We start from the raw sequence: 25,606 nt of genomic DNA on the forward strand, positions 1-25,606 counted from the left end.
GGTGTCAAACCCTCTCGATGGCGATGGCGGAACCCTGCCCCACGCCGACGCACAGGGTGGCGACACCGCGGGTGCCGTCTTCCTGTTCCAGCCGGTTGAGCAGGGTGATGGTGATGCGGGAGCCCGAGGACCCCAGCGGATGACCCAATGCGATGGCACCGCCCCAGGCGTTGACCTTCGAAGGATCCAGGCCCAGCTCCCGGAGGCAGGCCAGGGACTGGGTGGCGAAGGCCTCGTTCAGTTCGACGGCGTCCAGCTCGGCGACGTCCCAGTCCGCGCGTTCGAGCACCTTCCGGGTGGCCGGTACCGGGCCCATCCCCATGATCTCGGGGGCGACGCCGGCGTTGGCTCCGGCAATCACCCGGGCCCGGGTCTTGAGTCCGTACTTCTCCGCGGCCCGCTCAGAGACGACGAGGATGGCGGAGGCACCGTCATTGAGTGAGGAGGCGTTACCCGCGGTGACCACTTCCCCACCCTTGACCACAGGCCGCAGCCTGGCCAGCACCTCGGCGGTGGTGCCGGGACGCGGTCCTTCATCGGTGTCGACGACGGTGACATTGCCCTTGCGGTCCCGCACCTCCACCGGGACGATCTCGGTGTCGAAACGTCCCGCCTCCATGGCGGCGATGGCCCGGTCCTGGGACTCCACGGCGAATGCGTCGGCGGCGGCGCGGCTGATGCCCTTGACGCGGGCGACCTCCTCCGCCGTCTCCGGCATGGAGTAGGTGGCCTTGTCCCGTTCCCGGAAGGCCGGGTTGGTGAAACGCCAGCCGATGGACGTGTCGAAGATCTCGCCCGGCTTGGCGAAGGGCTTCGTCGGCTTCTCCTGGACCCAGGGGGCCCGGCTCATGGATTCCACCCCGCCGGCGATGACGACATCTGCCTCCCCGGACTTGACCATGTTCGCCGCCAGGGTGATCGCGGACATGCCCGAGGCGCACAGCCGGTTGACGGTGATGCCGGGGACGGTGTCCGGGTAATCGTTGAGCAACCACGCCATGCGGGCGACATTGCGGTTCTCCTCACCGGCGCCGTTGGCGTTGCCCAGGATGACCTCGTCCACCACGGACGGGTTGATCCCGGAATCTTCGACCACGGCCCTGATGGTCAGGGCGGCCAGATCATCGGGACGCACCGAGGACAGGGCACCGCCGTAGCGGCCCACCGGGGTCCGTAACCCGGAGACGAGGTATGCATTGGGGGTATTCATGGAAGTGTTGTTCTCCTGCGTTGAGCGGCCTGGATCGGGGCGGGGACTGCGGTCCGGTGGCGGGTGCCGTCGGTGGTCAACGTCCGGCGAAGACCGGAGCGCGCTTCTCGTTGAAGGCGGCGAAGCCCTCCGCGTAGTCAGCCGAGGAGCACAACTGCCCCTGGGCGACGTTCTCGGCGTGCACCGAATCCCACAGCCCGGTGCCGTTGTCCCGGATGTCATGGAGGAGTCTGCGGCTGACCAGGTACGCCTGGGTGGCTCCCTGGGCGGCCCGGCGGGCGCGTTCGCGGGTGAAGTCCAGCAGCTCCTCGGCCGGGACCGCCCGGGAGAACAACCCGGCGGCGACGGCTTCCGCCCCTGACATCAGATCACCGGTGACGATGAGGTCCATCGCGCGGTGGGCGCCGAGCCGTTCCAGGAACAGGGCGTGTCCACCGGAGTCGAGGGTGGCACCCAGATTTGCGAAGGGGGAGCCGAACTTGGCGTTCTCAGCGACGTAGACGATGTCGGTGGCGATTGCCAGGCCGAGCCCGACGCCGAGACAGGGCCCGTGCACGGCCGCGAAGGTCGGGGCCGGGAACTCACTCATCGCCTTCAGCACCGGGGTGACCTTGTTGGCCAGGTAATCCGTGGCGTCATCATCCGACGGATCCAGTCCCTTGATGTTGCGCCCGGCGGAAAACCCCTTGCCCTCACCACGCAGGATCAGGGCGCGCACGCCGCGGGACTCGGCCTCGTGATAGGCCTGGTGCAGCTGCGCCAGGTCCGCCTCCCCCAGGGCGTTCATGGCCCTCGGGTTGTTCAGCACCACTTCTGCGGTGTCGTCTTCAATGTGCAGGTCAATCATGGCGAGATCCTTTTCTCGTCTCCCGAACCAGGTTCAGGGGGTGGGACCGAAGGGCTGGTCAGGCGTCGTAGTCGACGACGATCCTGTCGCTCTTGGCGCGGGTCTGGCAGGTCAGGACGTATCCCTTCGCCACTTCATCGGCTTCCAGGGCGTAGTTTTCATCCATCTCGTATTCGCCTTCGATCACCTTGGCGCGGCAGGTGCCGCACACGCCGCCGGCACAGGCGAAGGGGACGTCTGGCCGGGTGCGCAGGGCCGCGTTCAGGATGGTCTCGTTGGCGCTGACCGGGGACTCGACTTCTCCGGAGAGGCCGTCGAGGGTGAAGGAGACGGTGACGTTCTTGCCCTTCGGGTCAGCCGTCACCGGCCGGCCGGTGTTGCCCTGCTGGGGGCCCTCGGAGGGCTTGCCGGTGGAGAACAGTTCGAACCGGATGTTCCTGCTGTCCACTCCCTTGCCGTCCAGTTCGTCCCGGCACAACTGCACCAGTTCGAACGGGCCGCAGAGGAACCACTCGCGGACCTGGTCGGTCTGGATGACCCGGTCGAGCAGGAGCGAGAGCTTCTCATCGTCGATGCGGCCGGAGAACAACGGGTTGACGCGCTGTTCCCGCGAGAGGATGTGGTGGACCGCGAAACGGGCCGGGTATTTGTCCTTCAGATCACCGATCTTCTCGGCGAACATGACGTCCCCGCCGCCCTTGTTGGCGTAGACCAGTTCGAAGGTGGCGTCCGTGCTGGTGTCCAGCACCGCCTGGGCGATCGACATGATCGGGGTGATTCCGGAGCCGGCGGCGATGGCCACCAGGTGTGGTGCGGTGAGGCCGGCGAGCTCCTCTTCGACAATCTCGTCTGCGTCATTGAGCGAGGTCACATGGGTCTTCGGGGTGAAGGCACCCTGTGGGTTCATCACCTCGATCGTCGTTCCGACGGTCAGCTCCTCGTTCGCCCAGGTGGAGAACGCGCCGCCGAGGTTCTTCTTGATGGCGACCCGGATCAGGCCGCCGCTCGGGACGTCGCAGATCGAGTAGGAACGGCGGACTTCCCGGCCACCGATCTGAGCGCGCAGGGCGACGTACTGGCCCGGCAGGTAGTCATAGTCTTCGCGCAGCTCCTCAGGAACCTCGAAGCTCACCTCGACCGCGTCATCCGTCAGCCGACGGATCTCGGCGACCCGCAGCGCATTGAACTTTGCCTTTTGCTTGGTTGGGGTAGTCATCAGTGCACCTTGAAGTAGTCGAAGGGCTCGAGGCAGTCCTGGCAGTTGTAGAGGGACTTGCAGGACGTCGAGCCGAAGTGGCTGAGCTTTCGGGTATTGGTGGAACCGCACTGCGGGCAGGCGATCTGCTCCGGACGGAGCAGGGTGAGCCGCACCGGCCCCTGCTCTTCCCGGGTGGACCGCACGGGCGGTGCGATGCCGTACTCGCGCAACTGATCGCGGCCGAGTTCGGTGATCCAGTCCGTGCTCCAGGCCGGGGTCAGCACGAGCTCGACCCGGGCGTCGTCATAGCCGGCCGCTGCGAGGGCCTCGGTGACGTCGCTGGTGATGCGGTCCATTGCGGGGCATCCGGAGTAGGTCGGGGTGATGGTGACCACGGCCCGGCCATCCACGAGTTCCGCCTTGCGGAGGATGCCCAGGTCCGCGATGGAGATCACCGGGATCTCCGGGTCGGGGACGGTGGCCGCCAGATCCCAGATCTGGGCGGCTTCCACCCCGGTGGGACGCAGCGGATGCGGAACGGTTTCAGTGGCGGACACGGAAAGCCTCCTTGTGGAACAGAGCGGGCGGGTACAAGGTCAGAACTGCCGGGTCACCAGGTGGCGCCAGGGTGACGGCGGGCCAGGGACTGCATTTCCGCGAGAATGAAGCCGCGGTATTCGCTGAAGCAACCGGTACGCTGACCGCTGCGGGCCTGCGGTGCCGTCGGGATCTCGAGCCCGGATTCCTGCAGAATGTGGGTGATGCGCTCATCGAACCCGGCGCGCAGGCCGGAGGGCAGGACTCCCGCGCCGGTGGCGGCGAGGCGCTCGTGCACCGGCAGATCCTCGAAGATCTCGCCCAGGTAGGGCCACATGTTCGCCAGGCCCTCGGCCATCCGGCGGTTGGACTCCTCGGTCCCCAGGCCCAGGCGGAGGGTCCACTGGATGGCGTGATCGACGTGGTATTCGACTTCCTTGACGGCCTTGGCGGCGATGGCGGCCAGGGTTTCGTCGGTGGATGCGCACAGCGCTCGGTACAGGAGCAACTGGTAGTTGGCGAACAGCAGTTGGCGGGCGATCGTGTGGCCGAAGTCGCCGTTCTCCTGCTCCACCAGGCGGCTGGAGCGGAACTCCTCCTCATCCCGGAAGTAGGCGAGGTCATCCTCGGTCTTGTCCCAGGCGGTACCGGCGTAGCTGTAGAGGAAACGGGCGTGCCCGACCAGGTCGAGGGCGATGTTGCCGAGCGCGATGTCCTCTTCCATCTCGGGGGCCCGGGAGATCCACCACCCCAACCGTTGGGCGAGGATCAGGGCGTCATCACCGAGCATCATGGCGTAGGTGGCGGCGTCCCCGGTGGCCACGGCACCGGTGTTCTGGATGTCTTCTGCGGTGATCGCGTCCCCCTGCGAAATGCGGGTGGCGGAATCCGCGGTAGCGAAGCTGCTCACAGGTGCGGCACCCCTTCAGATTTGTCGTAGTAGGTGGCGTGCCGGTAGCTCTTGCCCTGGGAGGATTCGAAGAAGCCGCCTTTGGAGTCCGGGTCGGAGGCGACGACTGTCTCGGAGGGGACGACCCAGACCGAGGAACCCTCGTTGCGGCGGGTGTACAGGTCCCGGGCGTGGCGCAGCGCCATGGTGGCGTCAGCGGCATGCAGCGAGCCGGCGTGGACGTGGGAGAGACCACGGGAAGTACGGACGAAGACTTCCCACATGGGCCAGGATTTGGTGGACATCAGCTTGTCTCCTTGATGGTTCTGGTCGGTTGTCAGGCGCTGAGTCGGGTGTCGGCGGACTCGTGCTTCTCGGCGAAGGCCGCGGCGGCCTCCCGCACCCAGGCGCCTTCGTCGAAGGCCTGGCGGCGGCGCTGCATCCGCTGCGTGTTGCAGGGGCCGTTGCCCTTGATGACGGACTTGAACTCCTCCCAGTCGAGCTCGCCGAAGTCATAGTGGCCGCGTTCCTCGTTCCACTTCAGGTCCGGATCCTCGAAGTGCAGACCGAGCGCCTCGGCCTGGGGGACGATCATGTCGACGAAACGCTGGCGCAGTTCGTCATTGCTGAAGCGCTTGATGTTCCACTCCATCGACTGCCGGGAGTTCGGGGAATCATCGTCCGGTGGGCCGAACATCTGCAGGGCCGGGCCGTAGAAGCGGTTAATCGCCTCCTGGGCCATCTGCTTCTGCGCCGCAGTGCCGTTGGCGAGCTCGTAGAGGATCTCCCAGCCCTGGCGCTGGTGGAAGGACTCCTCCTTGCAGACCCGGACCATTGCGCGGCCGTAGGGGGCGTAGGACGCCCGGCAGAGCGGCACCTGGTTGGCGATCGCGGCACCATCCACGAGCCATCCGATGGCACCGACATCCGCCCAGGTGCGGGCCGGGTAGTTGAAGATTGACGAGTACTTGGCCTTGCCGCTGAGCAGCTGCCCGACCAACGTGTCCCGGTCGGTTCCCAGCGTCTCCGCTGCCGAGTACAGGTACAGGCCGTGCCCGGCCTCGTCCTGGACCTTGGCCATGAGGATGGCCTTCCGCTTGAGCGAGGGCGCCCGCGTGATCCAGTTGGCCTCGGGCTGCATGCCGATGATCTCTGAGTGGGCGTGCTGCGAGATCTGCCGGGTCAGCGTCTTCCGGTAGGCGGCCGGCATCCAGTCACTGGGCTCGATACGGCCGTCCTGGGCGATCAGCGAATCGAACTGACGCTGCCCTGCCTCATCCTCTGATGTCTGCAGAGTGGGTGTCGCGGTGGTCATGTCATTCTCCTCGTGGTTTCGGTGGTGGGCCATGGACTGGCCGGGCTCTGACCTTCCGGAGATCTTCCCTCCGGACATTTACTAACCGAACGCCCGGTCAGTATATGCAGGCGTTGTGATCTACGTCAACAGATCCCGCCCGGACCCGGAAAAGTGCCAGGTGGATCCCCTAATTCCCGGTGGCCGGAAGCACCCTCACCCCCTAGACAGCCTTGACGACGCGGAACGTGCCACGAAACTCGGCGATGGCCCGGCCTCCGGACGTCAAGGTCACGTCAGTCACCCCATTCCTCCCCCAGGACTGACGGGTGACCGCCACCCCCTCCACCACATCCCCCTCCCGGGCAGGGGCGATGTAGTGGATGCTGACCTGCGCCGCCACGGCCGGCCGCCCGGGAGCATTGCAGGCGCCGGCGAAAAGTGAGTCCGCGAAAGTGAAGAGCATTCCGCCCTGTGCCGTGCCGTGCCCGTTGCACATCTCCGGACGGATCGTGAAGTTCCCCCGAACCTCCTCCAGACCCAGCTCCGTAATGGTGATGCCGAGCCGTTTCGACGCCTCGTCCCGGTCGAACATCTGTCGCACGTGGGCAAACTCCGCCCCCTCAGCCACGCCGTCGGCGAGTACGCTCACTGATGTCTGTGTCATTTCATTCCCTTTCCCGCAATGCTCATTACCGACCAGTTGGACGGTATTGTTGGGGAGTGTACGCCCCGGAACCCGACCACGGAGGACTTCCGGCACAATCCAGGCCACACACCCCACACCAGACACCCGTTCAGGAGAAAACATGCCCCAGGCCATCACCGACCCCACCAGCGCCCCGACAAAACAGCCGGGACGGGGCCGCCCCGGCTACGACCGCATGGACGTGATCCGGGCAGCTGTCCGCGAATTCAACACCCGGGGATATGAAGCCACCTCAATGGGCACCCTCGCCAAGCGGCTCGGCGTGAGCAAGTCCGCCATCTACCACCACATCGCCTCCAAGGAAGAGATCCTGGTGGAGGCCACCAACTGGGCACTGACCTCCCTGACTGAAGTCGTGGAGGAAGCGGACCAGGCCAACGGCAGTGCCCGCGAACGCCTGGAACTGGTCGTCCGCGGTGCCGTCAGGGTGCTCTGCGAAGGCCCCGAGCGGGTAACCCTGCTCCTGCGCCTGCGCGGGAACACCGAGGTGGAGCTGGACCTCATGGAGCGCCGCAGAACCCTCACCCGTCGTCTGATCAACCACGTCAAACAGGCGCAGGACGAGGGCGCCGTCCGCACCGACCTCGATGCCGGACTGGTCGGCAGGCTGGCCTTCGGCATGATCAACTCGATCGTCGAATGGTACCGCCCCGACGGCCCCCAGACCCCCGAAACTCTCGCCGACGTCACCGCGAAGCTCGTCTTCGAAGGCCTGGAGTCCAAATAACAGGCACGTCCCACACCCGCCCGCCGGGCCCGAGCGTCCCGCACCTCCGACCCCACCACCCCCGGATCTACTTGGCCCATTGACGGAAACCCCGAGCCACCTGGGAATACCCCACAACGAAGAGCCAGTGACGAGGAAATTTCTCCGTGACACTGGCAATGACCCGCTCCACCCTGTAATCTGCACCACAGACCGACTTACCGATTGGTCGGTTAGTAATTCAGGGCCTCCCGGCCACCGCAGGAATCTCCCGGCGCAGTAGCCCAGCTACAGCTCCCTGCAGCTTCGCCGGCTTCCCGTGAGCAATCTCCGTGCCGATGTTCACCGGGGTTTCCTCTCCGCCGCCGAAACCCTGATGTCCCGCCAGAAAGGAATCCCAGATGACTTCCGTCGCCGAAATCCACTCCACGCACAACGGTCCGCAGACGGGGATCGAGTTCGCCTCCCGCGACGAAATCACTGCCCTGCAGACCGCCCGGGCCAAGAGCACGCTCCGCCACGCCTACTTCAACGTGCCGCACTACCGAAAGGCATTCGACGAGCTGGGCGTGCACCCGGATGATTTCAGGGAGCTCTCGGACTTCGCGAAGTTCCCGTGCACGGACAAGGAGACGCTCCGGCGGGAATACCCCTTCGGCATGTTCGCGGTGCCACGCGAGCAGATCGCCCGTATCCACGCCTCCTCCGGAACCACGGGCCGCCCCACCGTCGTCGGCTATACCCGCAATGACATCGAGATGTGGTCCGACCTGGTGGCACGCTCCCTGCGGGCCGGCGGCATCCGCGCCGGCGACCGGGTCCAGGTGACGTTCGGTTACGGTTTGTTCACCGGTGGTCTGGGAGCCCACTACGGGGTGGAGAAGCTCGGCGCGACCGCCATCCCCACCTCCGGCGGCCAGACGGAACGCCAGCTGCAGATCATGGAGGATTTCCAGCCCGACGCTATTCTGGGCACCCCTTCCTACATGCTCAACGTGCTGGACCGGATGCGCGCCAACGGTCAAGATCCACGGGAAACCTCCCTGCGGGTGGGAGTCTTCGGCGCGGAGCCCTGGACGGAGGGCATGCGGGCTGACCTCGAAGCAGGTTTCGGCATCGACGCCACCGACATCTACGGACTCTCCGAGGTGATGGGCCCGGGCGTGGCACAGGAAAGCGTGGAGACCAAGGACGGCCTGACCATCTGGGAGGATCACTTCTACCCGGAGATCGTCGACCCGACCACCGGTGAACCGGTACCGGACGGGCAATACGGCGAGCTGGTCATCTCCTCCCTGACCAAGGAGGCTTTCCCGGTCATCCGTTACCGCACCCACGACCTGACCCGTATTCTGCCGGGCACCGCCTTCTCCATGCGCCGACTGGAGAAGATCAGCGCCCGCAACGACGACATGATCATCCTCCGCGGCGTCAATTGTTTCCCCAGTCAGTTCGAGGAGCTGATCGTGGAGGACAAGAACCTGCGTCCGCGTTACCAGTGCGTGCTCAGCACCAAGGGACGCATGGACCACATGACCCTCCTCGTCGAGCACAACCCCGGGCTCGCCGCCGAGGACATCGCCGCCTCAGACCGCCAGCTGCGCAAGCAGATCAAGGACCGCATCGGTGTGTCCGTGGACATCGAGATCCGTGACCGCGTGGACAGTGGTGACGGCAAGGCGAAGCGCCTGGTGGATAACCGGGTGAAGGCCTGATCCAGAGCCGGAGGCACTGGGCAGCAGTGTTCTGCCGGTGCCCGTGAACCCCGACCGACCCCGCCCGATGTGTCTGTCCCGCACAACTGCACCGCTCCGACGGCCGAGGTGGATCCGCGCCGTATGAGCCGCCGGACACCGGCAGGCACGCTCCACCGCCCGCCGTCATGCTCCCCACGTTGCGCCCTGCCGCCCCGCCAGCCGTAATGGCGGTCAACCCCGGCACCAGGTGCCTGAGTCTTTTCTCCGGCGGCGTTTTCCGGACTGCCGATCTGACACCGGCTCCCGAGTGCCCCTCCCCGTCAGGCATTTCCCGCTTCAACGACCACGGTGCCCGCACCTTCATCAGTGGCCACCCGAATCAGCCCTCCCCGCAAGCACTCTGCCCGTTATCTTCCTGCCCGTGCATCGAACGGATGCACCTGCACAGAAAGTTCCCGCTGATGACCACCAATGACACCGTCACCACCAGCGCCACAGTCGACACCGCCCAGCTGACCACCGATTCCCGGATCACCCCGGAACACCGCAAGGTACTGGCCGGGGCGATGGTCGGCACCACCATCGAGTGGTTCGACTTCTTCATCTACGCCCAAGCCGCCGGCCTCATCTTCGCCGCGCAGTTCTTCAATCCCGTCAGCAACTCCAACCCCACGTTGGCCCAGGTCATCGCCTGGGCCTCGCTCGGAATCAGCTTCCTGTTCCGCCCGTTGGGCGCCATCATCGCCGGTCACCTCGGTGACCGTCTCGGCCGGAAGCCGGTCCTCGTCCTCACGCTCATCGGCATGGGCGGGGCCACCGTCGCGATGGGCCTGCTGCCCACCTACGCCCAGATCGGCATGGCCGCCCCGCTGCTGCTCGTTCTGCTGCGCATTCTGCAGGGCATTTCCGCCGGCGGGGAATGGGGCGGTGCCGCGCTGATCGCGGTGGAGCACGCCCCCACCTCCCGACGCGGCCTCTTCGGCTCCTTCCCCCAGGTCGGTGTCCCGGCCGGAATGCTGCTGGCCACCCTGTTCATGCTCGTGGTCACCACCGCCCTGACCCCGGAACAGTTTGAAGCCTGGGGATGGCGCCTGCCCTTCGTGTCCAGCATTGTGCTGATCGGTATCGGCTACTTCATCCGTCGGCTGGTCGAGGAGTCGCCGGTCTTCTCCGAGATGGAGGAACTGAAGCAGAAGGCCTCCGCCCCGCTGTCGACCCTGCTGCGCAACCACTCCAGGACCGTCATTCTCGCCGCCCTCATCTTCGCCGGCGTCAATGCCGCGGGCTATCTCGCCATCGCCTTCTTCGTGTCCTACGGGACAGACGAGCTGGGGATGAGCCGCCCGGTGGTTCTGGCGTTGACCTCGGTGACGGCTGTGGCCTGGATCATCGCCACCATCTACTTCGGCGGTCTCTCGGACCGCCTGGGGCGCCGCCGTACCTTCGCTCTCGGCTACCTCGCGATGGTGCTGTGGGCCATCCCCACCTGGCTTCTGATCGACACCGCCAACCCGCTGCTCTTCGGCATCGCCGTGGTGATCCTCGGCGCCCTCCTCGGCGTGACCTACGGCCCGCAGCCGGCGCTCTACGCCGAGATGTTCCCCGCCCACGTGAGGCTGTCCGGTGTCTCAATCGGTTACGCGATCGGGTCCATCATCGGCGGCGCCTTCGCACCGATGATCGCGGAAATGCTCCTCGGAGCCACCGGGACCTCCCTGAGCATCGGCGTGTACATTGCGGTGATCTCCGCGATCTCCCTCATCGCCGTGCTCCTGGTTCCCAAGAACATCCAGGGCAAGAGCCTGCACGATCAGGAAAACTAGCCGACGGCGGAAGCAGCCGCCACCGCCGCCACCGCGTCTTCGTTGATCAGGTCGTAGTTCAGGTGCGCCGCCGCCTTGACTCCCGCTGCGGCGGCCGCACCGACCTGGGCACCGAGGTCGGTGGCGTTGCCGGCCACCCACACTCCCGGCACTTCTGCCCGGCCGAACTCGTCCGTGGCAATGAAGCTGCCCATCGGGTGTTCGCTGGCAGTGATGCCGATACCGCCGAAGGCCCCCGTCCGGGCGACCATGCGGGTCCCCACCGCGACGGCCTCGGCCGCGTGGACCGCGCCGTCGGCAAGCTTCACCCCGGTCAGGCGGTCTCCCTCGGAGATCACCTCCGTCACTTCTTCGGAGATGACCGGGATTCCCAGGGCATCGAGCGTGCGCCGGTCCTCCGCCGAGATCTCGAGACCGCGGCTGAACAACGTGATGTCCCGGCTCAACTGGTGGAACATCAGCGTCTGGTGGACCATCATCGGCCCGGTGCCCAGCACGGCTATCTTCCGGTCACGCACCTCCCATCCGTGGCAGTAGGGGCAGTGCACGACATTGCGGCCCCACTGCTCCCACAGACCCGGGATCTCCGGCAGCTCGTCGACCAGACCGGTTGCGATCACCAGACGGCGGGCATGGAGTACCTCCCCGGAGCGCAGCGCCACCGCAAAATCTCCGACGGCACCGGTCACGTCGGTGACCTCGTCGTTGCGGACCTCCGCGCCGTAACCGGCCACCTCCCGGCGGCCGCGCTCCAGTAGCTCCAGGGGATTGATCCCCTCCTGCCCCACCAAACCGTGCGCCCCTTCGGCGGGCGCATTGCGCGGCTGGCCGGCGTCGATCACCGTCACGTTGCGACGTGCCCGGGCCAGGGTGAGCGCCGCGCCCAACCCGGCCGCCCCACCGCCCACCACGACGGCATCGCGCAATTCATTCTCTGTTGACATGTCCAGCTCCCTTCGACTTCTTTCGGACGAAGTCGAATGTAGACAGCCATCACCTACTTGGCAATCTATTTTGCTAAATGGCAATATGTGGGCATGGAAGACAATATCGACCGCACTCTCGAAGCCGTGGGCCCCCGCCTCAAGCGGCTGCGCCAGCACCGGGACATCACGCTGACCGAACTCGCCGAGCGGACCGGCATCTCCGCCTCCACCCTCTCCCGGTTGGAGTCGGGGCTGCGACGCCCCACCCTCGAGCAGCTGCTCCCGCTCGCCCGGGCGTACGGGGTCACACTCGATGAGCTTGTCGACGCCCCGCCCACCGGCGACCCCCGCATCAACCTGCGGCCGTTGCCCGTCGGCGGGGACACCGTGGTTCTCCCGCTGACCAGACGGCCCGGCGGCATCCAGGCCTACAAATTCATCAAACCAGCCGACCGCGGCACGGGGCGCCCGCACATGCACACCCACGAGGGCTACGACTGGGTCTACGTACTCAACGGCAAGCTACGCCTCATCCTGGGGGACCGGGACATGATCCTCACCCCGGGTGAGGCTGCGGAGTTCGACACCTCCACCCCGCACTGGTTCGGCGCCACCGCGGAAGGAGCGGTGGAATACCTGAGTCTCTTCGGCCGGCAAGGGGAGCGGGCGCACGTGCGGGCAGTAGAGGATGAGGGCGACTGAGCAGCACCCCCAGGATCAGCTCGCGCAGATGGTTTCGAGGTTGAGCTGCTCCGCCATTGCTGCATAACCCTGATCATTCGGGTGGAGCTTGTCACCGGGATCAAACTCCGGCAGCAGCCGGCTGGGCTGCTCCGGATCGCGGACGGCAGCCTCATAATCGACGATGTCGTCGAACTCACCCGAGTTTCGGATCCACTCATTGACGGCCAGACGGTCCGCCTCCCCGGCTTCCGTGTAATAGTCAGCGTCTTCATAAGGGGTCATCGTGGCGCCGACAACCCGGATGCCATGGTCATGGGCCTGCTCGATGAACTGACGATAGACCTCGATCAGTTCCTCCGGCTCTACCTCCCCTTCGCTGTTGCCGATGTCGTTGATACCCTCCAGCAGCACAACTGTGTGGACACCAGGCTGATTCAGTACGTCCTCCTCGAAGCGGGACATGGCCGCCACGCCCTTGGTGCCGTCATCACGGAGGAGATGGTTTCCGCTGATCCCCGAATTGAGGACGCCGCACTGCTGCTCTTCGGGACGCTCCAACAGCCGGTCGGCCACCTGGTCCGGATAACGGAGATTCGCATCGACCGTCGAGGAGTGCCCGTCAGTGATGGAGTCCCCGAAGAACACCACCGACCCCTGCGCTGCAGAGCTCACGTCCACACCGCTCAGGAAATACCGTGAATCGTCCAATTCCTCGAATTCCGCGGTTTCCGCTCCGGTGGCGTCCCCGGAAGCCCGGTAAGAGGTTGCCATTCCGAGCGGATGAGTGGTTGCCGGCCCAGTCGGACCAGGCAGATGGAGACTCACCACGAGATTGGAATTCGGCTCCACTCCCATATGAAGCGGATCAGAGAGCCATTCCTCTCCTGGCGGAATGGTCACCGACTCGTTGCGGTCGAAAGTCACGTCCTGCACCTGCGCCGGGTCAATCTCTCCCGTCGCGCTTCCGGGCGCCACCGTGGCGGCACCGATCTCGAGCGGTTCCTCGCCATATTCATTACTCACCCGAAGCCGCAGGCTGTCCCCACCGATAGACAGGTGGGCCGTCTGCCGGAGCGTGGTGTCGGTGAACCCGTCGCCGGATACCGTACCTTCCTCCCCGGGTGGTGTCTGAGCTGCTGACCAACTGCCCACCCAGGAAGGTTCAGGCACCGCCGGTTTTCCGGAACTGAGCTCAGCGGATAGCGAGCTGGAACCGGGAAGGACAGGCACCGCTGCTGCGGTGACGGGCAGCAGGAAAGAGGCGGTGATGGCCGCGACGACCGCGCGGGCACCTCGAGACACCGGGTTCTTCATGGAGGGACTCCTCAGACGAAGGCTCACAGGACAGCTGACAGCTTGATGTGATCATGCTAACAATGAAGTTGAGTCTTTGCCCGAGTTTTCCGGAACTGCGCCCCGCTTAAACATCAGGAACCTGTCTAACCCCGATACAGATCCACCGCGAAGTCCCCGGCCTCATCACTCCAGGTCCGCTCATGAGTGAAGCCTGCGGCAGCTGCGGCGTCGGCCAATTCACCGGGCAGGAACTTCCGCGAAATCTCCGTCATGATGGACTGGCCCGCCGAGAATTCCCGGCACCGCCCCAGTGACGGAAACTCGACGCGCACATTCTGGTGCGCCACCAGGTGCATCTCGATCCGCCGTTCCCCAGCGTTCCAGCGCGCCTCATGGCGGAAATCGCAGCGGTCCAGGCCAATGGTGGGCACGGTCCGGATGATCACATCGAGGACATTGAGGTTGAACTCCGCGGTCACCCCGGCGGCATCGTCGTAGGCCTGCTCCAGACGGACGGAGTCCTTCACCAGGTCATGGCCCACCAGCAGACGGTCGCCGGGGGCCAGGCGGTGCCGCAGCTTGCCCAGAAACTCCTGCCGCTCAAACTCACTGAAGTTGCCGATGGTGCCGCCGAGGAAGATCATCAGTCGACTACCCGGCTCTCCCGGCAGTGTCTCCGGGAGATGGTGGAAATCGGCGATCACCGGAGTGACCCGTAACCCGGGAAAGCGCCGCGACAGCTGCCCGGCGCTCTCATGGGTGACTTCGGCACTGACGTCCACGGGCACGAACTCACGGTGCTCACCAGACCAGGCGTCCAGCAGCAGGCGGGTCTTCGTGGAAGTGCCGGAGCCGAGTTCCAGCACAGTTGCCGGGGTGCTGGCGGCGAGCACCTCCCCGACGCATCCGGTCAGGATCTCCGCTTCCGCCCGCGTCGGGTAGTACTCCGGCAGGCGGGTGATTTCATCGAAGAGACGACTGCCGCGTTCGTCGTAGAACCAGCGCGGCGGGAGCGTGGCCGGGTCATTCCACAGGCCATTGCGCAGGTCAGTTTCCAGGGCCAGCTGGTCAGTCAGAACAGGACTCATCGCGGCTCCCCGGGGGAATCCGCGGCCAACCGGAGACCGCCCGCCATCCAGCGGGCGGGCGCCGGGAAGAAGTTACGGTAGGTCTTCCGGGAGTGCCCGCGCGGCGTCAGTGCGGAGCCGCCGCGCAGCACGTACTGGTCGGACATGAACTTGCCGTTATACTCACTGGCCACCCCTTCCTCAGGCTCGAAACCCGGGTAGGGAAGGTAGGCACTCTGGGTCCATTCCCACACCCCGCCGAGGGTGTTGCGGCGGACATTGTTCGGGTGACAGCGGTCCGGGTCCAGCTCATCGCCGTAACTCCAGGCCGACGAGGCCGTCTCCCACTCCGCCTCGGTGGGCAGCCGCCGCCCGGCCCAGGCCGCGAAGGCGTTGGCCTCGTAGTAGGAGACGTGCATGACCGGCTCGGAGTCCACCACCGGCCGTCGTCCGGAGAGCGTGAAGGTGGTCCACGTGCCGTCCTCTTCCCGGCGCCAGTAGCCGGGGGCTTCCCAGCCGGTTTCCTTGAGAGTGGCCCAGCCGTCGGAGAGCCAGAACTCGGGGCGACGGTAGCCGCCGGCGGCCATGAATTCCTTCCACTCCCCCACGGTCACCTGCCGGTCCGCCACCATGCTGCCGGGCAGATAGGTCCTGTGGCGGGGCCGTTCATTGTCATAGGAGAAGCCGGCAGCGGCGTCGGCACCGATCTCCCCGACGCCCTCGGGCACCGGGATCCAGCCGAGCGACGGCACCTCCGCGGCGTCATCACGCGGACGCTCCAGATACACGGGGTCCGTCGGGTTCAACGAGAGCAGGTGCTTGAAGTCCATGAGCAGCAGTTCCTGGTGCTGCTGCTCATGGCTGCAGCCCATCTCCAGCAGTTCGAGGGCACGTTCGTCCAGATCACCGGTCTTCAGCGCCTCCGTCACCCGCTCATCAACATTCGCGCGGTAGGCGGTGATCTCGGTGACCGAGGGGCGCGTGATCATGCCGCGCTGCGGGCGGGGCTGCCGGTCCCCGATCTGCTCGTAATAGGAGTTGAACAGGAAACGGTGCTCGGGATTGTCCACCCTCCCCAGGACCAGCTCCTCGAAGAACCAGGTCACGTGAGCCCGGTGCCAGGCAACAGGACTGGCGGTGGTCATCGACTGCGGGACCTGGTCCTCCGGGCTCAGCCGGGAGACCAGGTGGTCAGTCAGGGCGCGGGTGGCCGCGAATTTCTCAGCCAGCTGCTGCGGATCCAATTGACGGGGAAGGGTTTGCGTTGGCACGGACATGAGTACCTCAATCCTGGTGCGGAAGCAGTTCTTTCGCTCTCACGAAGCAGTTCGTGCGGCCGAGCATATGCGGAATTTCTTCTGCGCGCCGGAGTTCCGGTGATCTTCCGAACCGGAGGCCGTGCTGCAGCGAACGGCGATGCGTTAGGTTTCGGACACAGGCACATCGAATGTACGCCGCGTCAACGTGCTCCAGAATGACGTCCACCGAGTGAAAGAGGAACCATGTCCGGGAAGCTACGACTTTTCGACCCACGCGACCAGAAGATCACACCCGAGCAGGCCCGACGCTTTGCGCTCTTCGAGATCGGGCACACGGTGGCGGACTTCGGGGCGGCGCTGCTGTTCATCATCGGCAGTGTCCTGTTCTTCTTCGAACAGACCACGATTCCGGGAACCTACTGCTTCCTGATCGGTTCCATCTTCTTCGCCGCCAAACCCACCATCCGGATGGCCCGCGAGATCTGGCTGGCCAAAATCAAGAACATCGACCGCCTGGCGGAAAAGGCCCCGGAAGGTCCCGGCAGCTTCGAGGAATCCCCGGATGAAGATGACCCCTCCAGCGAGAATGGCAGCCGAAGCAGTGGCCTGTACCGTCGCGGGAACACCGGATAGCGCGCAGCCCGGAACGCGGAATCTCCCCGGCCCCGGCGCCTGACCCTTAAACTTCAGTCATGGACATCCTCGAGAGCTTCACCCTCTCCTACGCCCAGACCACCCTCGATGTATTCCAGTTCCTGTTGGCGCTCGGCGTCCGGGAATCCACCCTGGAATGGATTCTCTCCACGTACCTGTGATTCCCCGGCGGTACAGCGCGGCGGTACGTGCCGTGCTGGTCCTCCGCGGCGTTGTGACCGGCGGAGTCCTCAGCTGGCTGTTGATTCTCCTCTTCAATGTATTCGTGCGGATCCTGCTGTCCCTCGTGGCTCTGTCCGCCCTGTCCGCCGGGGCCGACATGTTCCACCACCACAGCTACCGCTATCGGCCTTCGTTCCTGGTTGGTGTCGCGGTCGGTGTCCTCGCCGTCACCGGCTATCTGTTGTGGCTCCTGGCCAACCTGGACTTCGGTGTCAACGCCTGGGGCCGCCGCCCAGAGCGGTGAAGCAAATACCCGCCCACCGAAGTCTTCCTCGGTGAGCGGGTTCCTGGCGGAGGCGGGGGGATTTGAACCCCCGGATGGTTGCCCATCGCTGGTTTTCAAGACCAGTGCATTCGGCCGCTCTGCCACACCTCCCGGTGGTGCCGCGCCCGCACCGGGAAACCCTGGTTGCAGGCGCCAACCCCCACAGATTACCTGACTGCCCACAGGCACTGAAATTTCCCTACCCTGGTGGGCATGAAGGCAATCACAGTTTCCGAATCCACCGACACAGACGACAAGGCACAGGTCATCTACGGCGACGTCGAGAGCCCTGAGCTCAAGGACGGGGAGGTGCTGGTCAAGGTGCATGCGGCGGGTGTCAACCGGGCTGACCTCCTGCAGTCTCAGGGCAACTACCCGGTTCCGCCGGGAGCCTCCGAGGTGCTCGGGCTGGAGTGCGCGGGTGTTATCGAGGATCCGGGCAACACCGGCCGGGAAACGGGCGAGGAAGTCGCCTGCCTGTTGTCCGGCGGAGGGTACGGCGAGTATGTGGCCGTGCCGGAAGGGCAGCTGATGCCCATCCCGGAGGGTTTTTCCCTGACGGAGGCCGCCTCCATCGTGGAGGTCGCCTGCACCGTCTGGTCGAATATCGGCATGCTCGCCGGACTCAAGGAAGGGCAGACCTTCCTCATCCACGGTGGCGCCGGCGGGATCGGCACCTTTGCCATCCAGATGGGTAAGGCGCTGGGGGCCACCGTCGCAGTCACCGCTGGTTCAGCCGAAAAGTTGCAGACCTGCAAGGAGCTCGGCGCCGACATCCTCATCAACTACAAGGATGAGGACTTCGCGGAGCGGTTGAAGAACCAGTGCGACGTCATCCTGGACATCATCGGTGCGAAGTATCTCAACCAGAATCTCAAGGCGCTGGCCAAGGACGGCCACATGGTCACCATTGGACTGCAGGGCGGCCGCAAGGGCGAGTTGAACATGGGACTGATGCTGGCCAAGCGACTCAATCTCTCCGCCACCGCGCTGCGCGGCCGCGACCTGGCCGACAAGGCGAACATCGTCTCCTCCACGATCGAGCACATCTGGCCGATGCTGGCCGACGGCCGCATCTCCCACCACATCGACCGCACCCTCCCGCTGTCCGAGGCCGCCCAGGCCCTGCAGCTGCTGGAGGACAGCGCAGTCACCGGCAAGATCGTGCTTGAGGTGGCTGACTAACCGGTGCCGCGGGACGACCGGAGACATTGCTCTCCGGGCCTCCGGGGCGTGTCCAGGTGGATCTTCGGGCGGGCCTCTGGGCGGATAGCCGCGTGGATGTCCGGCTGGAACGTGGAAGGGCTCGCCGGGTGACGCTGCAGCCGAAGGAATGTGTTGTTTTAGCGGTCCACATCAACAAATTCCTTCGGCTTCGCTGTCACCCGGACACGCCACCGGAGCTTTCCACCGCCATCGGTCACCAATCGCCGCCTCGACCAGGTCCCAGCGTTCACTCCGGTCCCGCTCCAGACACCCGAGCACCAGCCCCGGGCCGAGCACCAGCCCCCTGCTTCCGCCGCCGCAACCGCTGCCACACAACATCAACCAGCAGGAAGAGCACCAGGCTGATCCCGAAGAGCGGGGCCACCACCGCATAGGCCAGCAGAAAGAGCACGATCCCGGCCAGCACCGCCGGGTGGACGCGCCGCCACTGTCCGGCCGCGGGTAGTCGGCCCGGCCGATTGCCCCGACCACGCAACCACCACATCCGGTAGCCGAAGCAGATCACCGCGATCAACCCGACTGCAATCACCGCGAGCACCAACTGGTTGATCGGCCCGAAGAGCGTGCCCATGTGCAGTTGGATCAACCAATTCGACAGTTTTGCGGCCAGCGGCCAGTCCGCGTTGTAGTCCACCCGATCCACGATCTCCCCCGTGGCCCCATCCACGGAGACTGAATCATTGGCCAGCTTGTAGGCCTGCCGGGATTCCTTGACCGTCCAGGCCCCACCTTCCGCGGTGGGAGCGTTGACGTCGATCATGCCGGTCAATCCTGCGCTCCGTGCCGCGGAGATCACGGTATCCACCTCGGAGACGGCCACCGGCTCTGCCGGCAGCTCCATGACGTGGCCGTGGTGGGCGTGCGTACCCGCAGCAGACTCAGCACCACTGCCCTCGGACACCGTCACCGCTGGCGTGGGCTCGGTCCAGTTCAGCTGCGAGCGCACCTCGCCGATGTTCGCCCCAGCCACCAATGACCATGTCAGTCCTGTCGCGGTCAGGAAGAGGAAACCGGGAAGCAACCAGATCCCGAGCGCGGAATGCCACGACAGAGCACGTTTACGCATCCCCGTGGTCGACTTACCCTTGTGCCGCTGTCTCCGCCTCCACCACAGCCAGGCACCGGCCAGGGCCAGGATGCCCAGCCAGGAGGCCGCCGTCTCCGAGTAGACCCGCCCCGGTTCCCCCAGCCAGAGCCGCCGGTGCCCCTCCGAAATCCAGGCGCGCAACGGCAACGCCTGGGCCGAGCCGTACTGGACCAGGTTACCGGTGACCGTCAGGTTGCTGGGGTCGACGAAGACCGCCTGCCGGTAGCTGGAACTGGGCAGCGAGGGGTCGTCGAAAAGCACCCGGGTGGTCTGCCCGGGTTGCTCGGGCACCTCCACGGCGCTGAAGTTGAGGTCCGGTTTCACCCGCTGCGCGATCTCGATCTGGCTGCCCACCGGGTAGTTCTGCTCCGGCGATTCCGCCGTGAGCACGTCGCGGTAGACGATCTGCTCCAGGGTCGGCGCCACCGAGTAGAGCAGTCCCGTCAGCGCGGCGACGAGCAGGAGCGGCGCGACGAAGAGCCCGGCAATCGTGTGGAGCCGGTGGATCATGCCGTGGGCGCTGCACGTCCGGGGCGGGGTGGGTGGTTTCGGTTCAATGCCCCGCTCCCCGGCTGCCTCAGATGTGGTGTGAGTTGAACTGGTCATGCCCGAGCAGTCGGGCATCCAACCGCTCAGGTTCCCCTCACTTTCGCAGGCACGCCCCTGTTTCAACCCCGGCCGCAGTTCCCCGCAGTGAAGGATGTCACTCTAGGAATCGGGCTCGCCGTAGCCGCCGCCACCAGCGGTCCGGATCGAGATGGCCTCCCCGGCGTGCAGGTCCACGCGACTCATGGACTCCAGGTCGTGGTCCCCTTCCGCGTCGTGCCACTGCACCCGGGCGGGGACACCGGCTTCGCCGCCGGCCAACCCCCAGGGTCCGTTCTTGACCCGCTCGGTGCCTGCCGTGGCGGTGGCGAAGCCGGCGGTCAACCGCAGTCGACGTTCCAGTCCGTCCCCGCCGCGGTGCTGTCCCGCCCCACCGGTCTCCGGCAGGATCCGGTAGGTGTCCACCCGCAACGGGTACTCGCGCTCGATGACCTCGCAGGGGGTGTTTCGGGTGTTGGTCATGTGGGTGTGCGTGGCAGACGCCCCCGCCAGGTGCGGGGAGGCTCCCTGCCCGCCGCCGTAGGTCTCCACGTAGGAGAAGTATTTCCCGGTGTTCGGGTCCAGACCGCCGATGGTGACCATGGACATTGAGCCACTCGACGCCGCCGGCACCAGGTCCTGGGTGAACTGATCGAAGGCACCGAGCACGGCGTCGACGATGCGTTGCGCGGTCTGGATATTGCCGTGGGCCACCGGCGCGGGGAATTCCGCGGACACCAGACTGCCGGGCCGGGTCTTGACGGTGATCGGGGCGGTCAGCCCCGCGTTCGAGGGCAGCGTGGGATCTGTCAGGGTCTTGACCACATAGGCCACGCACGCCGTCGCCACGGCATAGGAGCAGTTGACCGCCCCGCGCACCTGGTTGCAGGTCTGGGACAGATCCACCTCGATCTCCTCGCCGCGCACGGTCACGGTGGCCCCGATGGGAAGCTCGGCGGGCCGGGCACCGGTGTGCTCGAGGTAGTCGGTGAAGGTGCCGGTGCCGTCCGGCAGTTCGCTGATGGCGGCGCGGGTGCGGCGCTCGCCGTAGTCCACCAGAGCGCGGCAGGAGTCGTGGAATCCGGTGAGACCCCATTCCGCGATGAGTTCAGTCACCCGCCGCTCCCCCAGCCGGTTGGCCGCCACCTGGGCCATCAGGTCGCCGCGGGTCTTTTCGCGGGTGCGGATATTGGTGAGCAGAAATTCCAGTAGCTCGGTCTGCAACTCCCCTTCCGCGAACAGGCGGACCGGCGGGACCCGGATGCCCTCCTGGTAGATCTCCGCGGACTGGGCGGACATGGATCCCGGTGTCTGGCCGCCGACGTCCACGTGGTGGGCCATCGTGGCGATCACCGCGGTGATCTCCCCCTCCCGGAACACCGGGGTGATCACACACATGTCCGGCAGGTGGGAACCACCCAGGTAGGGGTTGTTGGTCAGCAGGACATCGCCGGGCCGGAGCCGCTCCGCACCGAACTGCGCCAGGGTGTTCTTGATCAGGGTGGGCATCAGCCCCAGGTGCAGCGGAATGTGCTCGGCCTGGGAGATCAACTCCCCGTCAGGGCCGTAGACACCGGCGGAGCAGTCCCGGCGGTCCTTGATGTTCGGGGAGTAGGACGTCCGGATGAGGGCCGTTCCCACTTCCTCGGCGATGGACTCCAGCCGGTTGCGGGCGATCTCCAGCTCCACGGCGTTCAGTTCAGTGGCCATCTTCTGGTTCATCCTCTCGTGCTCAGGTGCAGGAAGCCGTAGTCGTCGCAGCGGCAGTCCTGATCGGGGCGGACATAGGTGGTGGAGTCGAACTGGTCGATGATCGCCGGCCCCTCGATCACGGTCCCGGCGGGAAGGGTCTCCCGGTCATAGAGCGGCGTGTCCCGCCACTTTCCGGCGATGAACACCGGTCGTTCCCCTTTGGGTGTGGCTTCGACAGCCACCTGCCAGCGGCGCTGCGCGACATCGTCCTGCGGGACGGTGGCCACCAGCCGGACCACGACGATCTCCAGCCGGGCATCCGGATCATGGAAACCGTAGCGCTCGGCGTGTGCCTCATCGAAGGCCCGGCGCTGCTCCGCGAAGTCCCCGTTCCACGGAATAGTCAGTTCATAGCTCTGGCCGATGTAGCGGGCGTCCACCAACCGGGTGAAGTCGATGGCCGGGGCATCCATCTCACCCTCAGCCTGTCGCTCCAACTGCTTGAAATCCTCTGCCAGGTGGGCGGTGCCGGTGTCCTCGGTGGCTTCGAACGGGGCGGCGAAGTCGTGGCGCACCGGGGCGTCCAGCATGCCGACCGCCGAGGCGATGCCCGGGGTCGGTGGGATCACCGCGGACTGCATGCCCAGTTCCCGGGCCAGGTCGGCCCCGTGGAGCGGGCCCGCCCCACCGAAGGAGATCAGGTGGCAGGCGCGGATATCCACGCCCTGTTCGACACTGACCTTCCGGATGCCGCGGGCCATGGTGGCGGCGATGACCTCCAGGATTCCCTCGGCGGTTTCCTCTGGGCCGAGTCCGAGTTCCTTGCCCCAGGCGGTCATCTTCTCCCGGGCGGCGGCAACGTCGAGTTCGAAACGGCCGCCCAGGAGACCGGTGCCCAGTCGACCGAGCACCAGATGGGCGTCGGTGACCGTCAGATCCTCACCGCCCCGGCCATAACTGATCGGTCCGGGAACGGCTCCGGCACTGTGCGGGCCGACCCGCAGTCCGCCGCCCGAATCCCGCCAGGCGATCGACCCACCACCGGCACCTATGGTGTGCACATCCACGCTCGGCAACCGCAGCGGCAGGGTGTCGATCTCCCCGGCCATCGTCTCATCCGGCTGGCCGTTCCGGATCAGGGCGATATCGGTGCTGGTGCCGCCGATGTCAAAGCTCACCGCCTGCTCGAATCCCAGCAGGCGCGACCAGTTCGCCGCGCCGACGACCCCGCCGGCCAGGCCGGAAAGCACGGTCCGGGCGGAGTGCTCGCTGGCCAACGAGGGGCTGAGCAAACCACCGTTGGACTGCATGATCCACAGCTTGGAGGGCACCTGCAGCTCCTCGATGCCCTGGTTCAGATTGCTCATGTAGCCGGCGATCTTGGGCTGGACGTAGGCGTTGACCACTGCGGTGGAGGTGCGCTCATACTCCCGCATCTCCGCGGTGATGGCGGTGGCGGCGGTGATCCGCGGTGCCACCGCTGCGTCGCGCAGGTGCTCGACTGCCCGCTGCTCATGCTCCGGGTTGAGGTAGGCGTTGAGGAATGAGACGACCAGGATGTCCAGGTCCAGTTTCCGGATGTGCTCGGCGGCGCGGTCCAGCGCGGCATCAGTCAGTTCAGTGACCACGGTGCCGTCGGCGGCCATCCGCTCTTCGACCTCGGTGACCAGTCCCGCAGGCACCAGCGGGGGCACGCGGTGCACGGCGGCGTCATAAAGCGCGGGCCGTGCCTGATGCGCGATGGCCAGCACATCTCCGAAGCCGGCAGTGGTCAGCAAGCCCACCTTCGCCCCGTCCCGGGTGAGCACGGTGTTGGTGGCCACGGTGGTGCCGTGGACGAGCCGGGTGATCTGGATGGGACTGGCATTCTGCTGCTCCATCGCGCCGGTGAGCCCGCTGATCACAGCTTCATCCGGGGCGTCCGGGGTGCTGGGAACCTTCCACACGGCCAGGGAACCATCCGGGCGGCGCACCCCGATGTCGGTGAAGGTGCCACCGGTGTCCACGGCCACCTGCAACGGGTTTTCCGGGTTCTTCGGGGTGTGCTCGGCCATGTCTTTCACGTGGTCCTTCAAACGCTCGCGGGTACGGTCAATCCGTGCCCCTGCACCCCCGGCTGGCACCCGCCACGGTGCGGCCAGGGTGGTTTCCGCAGGGCACGGGGATGACCCGAGCCTATCGCCCGCTAGTGAGACGTGCCACCACCTTGTCCGGCGGCCGGATCTCTATGAGGTTCCCGTGTTTTTCGCCGAGTGGATCGCCAAGTACTGGAAAACTCCGTGGGAATACGGGGGCGAACTTTTCCAGAACTAGGCCAACCGCCGGAAAATACCGACAGTCAACTGTCCCCCGTGTCCCAGCAGAACCTAAGCCAACGAGGCCACCACGCGCGTCAGGTTGTCCACGTCCACGGAGGTGTTGAAGGGTCCGAGGGCCACGGTCACCGCACCACCGATCTCATCCACGCCCATCTCGGTCAGCAACGGGGTGTGGGGGCAGATATTGGTGACCAGGCCGTTGTCGATCAACCGCTGATGCACGGTTTCCGCGGGGACGTCACGTACGGCGAAGCTCAACCGGGGGATCCGGTCACGCACGCCCCCGCCGGCGGCTTCCCCGGTCACACCGAGGATGTGCACGGCGGTCAGCGTGTTCAGGGAGGTGATCAACTCTGCGGTGCGGTTTTCCAGGTACTCCTGCAGCTGCGTCATGGAGCTCTGGAGCCGGGTGCGGCGGGTGCCGCGCGTCTCCACCAGGTCCGCCAGGTGATCGACGGTGGCAGCCACTCCTCCGGCCAGGCCGGTGGACACGGGTGTCTCCAGCTTCCGGATGTCCTCCGGGTCAAAACCGGGGACCAGCGGGTCCAGCCGCTTGAGCATCCGCGTGTCCCGGAAGATCAGGGCTGAAAGCTGTGGTCCACCCAGCGCAGCCAGGTCCACCGCCACGATGTCCGCGCCCCACTGGTCGGCCTCGAGCGGACGGTAGGCGGCGAGCGCGGAGGCGTCGACCAGCACCCAGGAGCGGGAGCGGTCGTGGACGGTGTCCGCGATCTCCGCTACCGGGGCCACGGTGCCGAGCAGTTCATGGGCGGCGGACAGGCTGACCAGGCGCGTGGTGCCGTCCACGAGGTCGGCGTACTGGAAACCGGGCAGGGCGCCGGTGGCCAGATCCGGCTGTGCCCAGCGCACCTCGGTGGAGCCGTTGGCGAAGGCGTCGGTCAGCACCGGATTGTCGAGCTGGCTCAACACCACCGAGGGATTGTGCCGCAGGATCGGGCGCATCGCCCGGGCGAGGCTGTGGTAGAGCACCTGCAGGCTGGGTCCCAGCACCACCTGTTCCGGAGCCGCACCCACCAGGTCGGACACGGCCAGCCGGGCGGCGTCCAGGTAAGATTCCCCCTCCAACCGGCCGGCGCGGGTCGCGCGGGAGTGGGTGCCGGAAGCCGGTTCAATATCAGACAAGGCGGTGGACATGCGGAAGGAGCGGGAGACCGCGGCGGAGACCCGCTCCGGGATCTGTGGGCAGGCATGAGCGTTCAGGTAGGTCCATCCGTCGCTCAATGAGACGTAGAGCCCGCGGACCCGAGCCACGTCATAGGCCATTCCTCATCTCCTTAACACCCCGAAATTTCTCATACAAGTATGCCGCTTTGCACTCATCATTGCACCGACCCCGCCAGAACACATATTCGTCCAGCGTCAACCCCATTCGGGGAGACATTGTAACGCCCCC

At 66.0% G+C, this 25,606-nt stretch carries 24 protein-coding genes and 1 tRNA gene; 8 read left to right on the forward strand and 17 right to left on the reverse strand.

Annotated features, from left to right (window positions below; translation table 11 throughout):
* Nucleotides 1-4 precede the first annotated feature (4 nt).
* From ACQCVD_RS06835 to paaI, 8 genes are all read right to left on the reverse strand, one after another.
* Nucleotides 5-1,210: a thiolase family protein gene (locus ACQCVD_RS06835; protein ID WP_426822966.1), complete on the reverse strand. Its 1,206-nt coding sequence runs from the start codon at nucleotides 1,208-1,210 to the stop codon at nucleotides 5-7.
* Nucleotides 1,211-1,286: 76 nt separating this feature from the next.
* Entirely contained in the window at nucleotides 1,287-2,057 is a 771-nt protein-coding gene (locus ACQCVD_RS06840) for an enoyl-CoA hydratase/isomerase family protein (RefSeq protein ID WP_426822967.1), read from the reverse strand.
* Between the two features lie 58 nt (nucleotides 2,058-2,115).
* A complete protein-coding gene (gene paaE, locus ACQCVD_RS06845; protein ID WP_426822968.1) occupies nucleotides 2,116-3,273 on the reverse strand; it encodes a 1,2-phenylacetyl-CoA epoxidase subunit PaaE in 1,158 nt (385 codons plus the stop codon).
* Nucleotides 3,273-3,812, reverse strand: coding sequence for a 1,2-phenylacetyl-CoA epoxidase subunit PaaD (paaD, locus tag ACQCVD_RS06850; protein ID WP_426822969.1), 540 nt, complete (start codon nucleotides 3,810-3,812; stop codon nucleotides 3,273-3,275). Before paaD ends, paaE begins: the two co-directional genes overlap by 1 nt.
* 53 nt (nucleotides 3,813-3,865) lie before the next feature.
* Entirely contained in the window at nucleotides 3,866-4,702 is an 837-nt protein-coding gene (gene paaC / locus ACQCVD_RS06855; protein WP_426822970.1) for a 1,2-phenylacetyl-CoA epoxidase subunit PaaC, read from the reverse strand.
* Complete coding sequence (gene paaB / locus ACQCVD_RS06860; RefSeq protein ID WP_426822971.1) at nucleotides 4,699-4,986, reverse strand: 1,2-phenylacetyl-CoA epoxidase subunit PaaB; 288 nt, start codon at nucleotides 4,984-4,986, stop codon at nucleotides 4,699-4,701. Before paaB ends, paaC begins: the two co-directional genes overlap by 4 nt.
* 32 nt (nucleotides 4,987-5,018) lie before the next feature.
* Entirely contained in the window at nucleotides 5,019-5,996 is a 978-nt protein-coding gene (paaA, locus tag ACQCVD_RS06865) for a 1,2-phenylacetyl-CoA epoxidase subunit PaaA (protein ID WP_426822972.1), read from the reverse strand.
* 202 nt (nucleotides 5,997-6,198) lie between these two features.
* The gene (paaI, locus tag ACQCVD_RS06870; RefSeq protein ID WP_426822973.1) at nucleotides 6,199-6,642 is read right to left on the reverse strand and encodes a hydroxyphenylacetyl-CoA thioesterase PaaI; all 444 of its coding nucleotides are present in this window, start codon (nucleotides 6,640-6,642) and stop codon (nucleotides 6,199-6,201) included.
* Between the two features lie 142 nt (nucleotides 6,643-6,784).
* Between paaI and ACQCVD_RS06875 the strand changes: the two genes are divergently transcribed.
* The 3 genes from ACQCVD_RS06875 (at nucleotide 6,785) to ACQCVD_RS06885 (ending at nucleotide 10,910) form a co-directional block, all read left to right on the forward strand.
* Nucleotides 6,785-7,411 carry a TetR/AcrR family transcriptional regulator gene (locus ACQCVD_RS06875; protein WP_426822974.1) on the forward strand — a complete coding sequence of 209 codons (627 nt, stop codon included), beginning with the start codon at nucleotides 6,785-6,787 and terminating at the stop codon, nucleotides 7,409-7,411.
* Between the two features lie 380 nt (nucleotides 7,412-7,791).
* Complete coding sequence (locus ACQCVD_RS06880) at nucleotides 7,792-9,105, forward strand: AMP-binding protein (protein ID WP_426822975.1); 1,314 nt, start codon at nucleotides 7,792-7,794, stop codon at nucleotides 9,103-9,105.
* Between the two features lie 443 nt (nucleotides 9,106-9,548).
* Nucleotides 9,549-10,910, forward strand: a complete 1,362-nt coding sequence (locus tag ACQCVD_RS06885) for an MFS transporter (RefSeq protein ID WP_426822976.1) — start codon at nucleotides 9,549-9,551, stop codon at nucleotides 10,908-10,910.
* Here ACQCVD_RS06885 and ACQCVD_RS06890 read toward each other — a convergent pair.
* Nucleotides 10,907-11,854 carry an NAD(P)/FAD-dependent oxidoreductase gene (locus tag ACQCVD_RS06890; RefSeq protein WP_426822977.1) on the reverse strand — a complete coding sequence of 316 codons (948 nt, stop codon included), beginning with the start codon at nucleotides 11,852-11,854 and terminating at the stop codon, nucleotides 10,907-10,909. The two genes, ACQCVD_RS06885 and ACQCVD_RS06890, sit on opposite strands and share 4 nt — an antisense overlap.
* 93 nt (nucleotides 11,855-11,947) lie before the next feature.
* Between ACQCVD_RS06890 and ACQCVD_RS06895 the strand changes: the two genes are divergently transcribed.
* Entirely contained in the window at nucleotides 11,948-12,538 is a 591-nt protein-coding gene (locus ACQCVD_RS06895) for a helix-turn-helix domain-containing protein (protein WP_426822978.1), read from the forward strand.
* Nucleotides 12,539-12,553: 15 nt separating this feature from the next.
* On the opposite strand, the gene ACQCVD_RS06900 is transcribed toward ACQCVD_RS06895, so the two are convergent.
* The 3 genes from ACQCVD_RS06900 to egtB all read right to left on the reverse strand — a co-directional run bounded on the left by ACQCVD_RS06900 (nucleotide 12,554) and on the right by egtB (nucleotide 16,160).
* Nucleotides 12,554-13,834 (reverse strand): SGNH/GDSL hydrolase family protein, encoded by a 1,281-nt coding sequence (locus tag ACQCVD_RS06900; RefSeq protein ID WP_426822979.1) that lies wholly within the window; start codon nucleotides 13,832-13,834, stop codon nucleotides 12,554-12,556.
* A gap of 125 nt (nucleotides 13,835-13,959) precedes the next feature.
* Nucleotides 13,960-14,904 carry an L-histidine N(alpha)-methyltransferase gene (gene egtD, locus ACQCVD_RS06905; RefSeq protein WP_426822980.1) on the reverse strand — a complete coding sequence of 315 codons (945 nt, stop codon included), beginning with the start codon at nucleotides 14,902-14,904 and terminating at the stop codon, nucleotides 13,960-13,962.
* The gene (gene egtB, locus ACQCVD_RS06910) at nucleotides 14,901-16,160 is read right to left on the reverse strand and encodes an ergothioneine biosynthesis protein EgtB (RefSeq protein WP_426822982.1); all 1,260 of its coding nucleotides are present in this window, start codon (nucleotides 16,158-16,160) and stop codon (nucleotides 14,901-14,903) included. The genes egtD and egtB overlap by 4 nt, the downstream gene beginning before the upstream one ends.
* Before the next feature lie 225 nt (nucleotides 16,161-16,385).
* Here egtB and ACQCVD_RS06915 point away from each other — a divergent pair, with 225 nt between their 5' ends.
* From ACQCVD_RS06915 to ACQCVD_RS06925, 3 genes are read left to right on the forward strand one after another with little or no spacing between them, the layout of a single operon-like run.
* A complete protein-coding gene (locus ACQCVD_RS06915; protein WP_426822984.1) occupies nucleotides 16,386-16,775 on the forward strand; it encodes a YrhK family protein in 390 nt (129 codons plus the stop codon).
* 59 nt (nucleotides 16,776-16,834) lie between these two features.
* The gene (locus tag ACQCVD_RS06920) at nucleotides 16,835-16,957 is read left to right on the forward strand and encodes a hypothetical protein (RefSeq protein ID WP_426822985.1); all 123 of its coding nucleotides are present in this window, start codon (nucleotides 16,835-16,837) and stop codon (nucleotides 16,955-16,957) included.
* Complete coding sequence (locus ACQCVD_RS06925) at nucleotides 16,954-17,262, forward strand: hypothetical protein (RefSeq protein WP_426822986.1); 309 nt, start codon at nucleotides 16,954-16,956, stop codon at nucleotides 17,260-17,262. The genes ACQCVD_RS06920 and ACQCVD_RS06925 overlap by 4 nt, the downstream gene beginning before the upstream one ends.
* A gap of 44 nt (nucleotides 17,263-17,306) precedes the next feature.
* Here ACQCVD_RS06925 and ACQCVD_RS06930 read toward each other — a convergent pair.
* Nucleotides 17,307-17,394 (reverse strand) — tRNA-Ser (locus ACQCVD_RS06930).
* 102 nt (nucleotides 17,395-17,496) lie between these two features.
* On the opposite strand from ACQCVD_RS06930, the gene ACQCVD_RS06935 reads away from it, so the two are divergent.
* A complete protein-coding gene (locus ACQCVD_RS06935) occupies nucleotides 17,497-18,468 on the forward strand; it encodes an NAD(P)H-quinone oxidoreductase (protein ID WP_426822987.1) in 972 nt (323 codons plus the stop codon).
* Between the two features lie 268 nt (nucleotides 18,469-18,736).
* Here ACQCVD_RS06935 and ACQCVD_RS06940 read toward each other — a convergent pair whose 3' ends face one another.
* The 4 genes from ACQCVD_RS06940 to ACQCVD_RS06955 all read right to left on the reverse strand — a co-directional run bounded on the left by ACQCVD_RS06940 (nucleotide 18,737) and on the right by ACQCVD_RS06955 (nucleotide 25,476).
* Nucleotides 18,737-20,203 carry a PepSY-associated TM helix domain-containing protein gene (locus ACQCVD_RS06940; RefSeq protein WP_426822988.1) on the reverse strand — a complete coding sequence of 489 codons (1,467 nt, stop codon included), beginning with the start codon at nucleotides 20,201-20,203 and terminating at the stop codon, nucleotides 18,737-18,739.
* A 102-nt stretch (nucleotides 20,204-20,305) separates the two neighbouring features.
* Nucleotides 20,306-21,892, reverse strand: coding sequence for a hydantoinase B/oxoprolinase family protein (locus ACQCVD_RS06945; protein WP_426822990.1), 1,587 nt, complete (start codon nucleotides 21,890-21,892; stop codon nucleotides 20,306-20,308).
* 8 nt (nucleotides 21,893-21,900) lie between these two features.
* Nucleotides 21,901-23,928 carry a hydantoinase/oxoprolinase family protein gene (locus ACQCVD_RS06950; RefSeq protein WP_426822991.1) on the reverse strand — a complete coding sequence of 676 codons (2,028 nt, stop codon included), beginning with the start codon at nucleotides 23,926-23,928 and terminating at the stop codon, nucleotides 21,901-21,903.
* A gap of 312 nt (nucleotides 23,929-24,240) precedes the next feature.
* A complete protein-coding gene (locus ACQCVD_RS06955; RefSeq protein WP_426822992.1) occupies nucleotides 24,241-25,476 on the reverse strand; it encodes an aminotransferase class V-fold PLP-dependent enzyme in 1,236 nt (411 codons plus the stop codon).
* Nucleotides 25,477-25,606: the final 130 nt, after the last annotated feature.

Source organism: Corynebacterium halotolerans (genome assembly GCF_050107895.1).
Taxonomy (GTDB): domain Bacteria; phylum Actinomycetota; class Actinomycetes; order Mycobacteriales; family Mycobacteriaceae; genus Corynebacterium; species Corynebacterium halotolerans_B.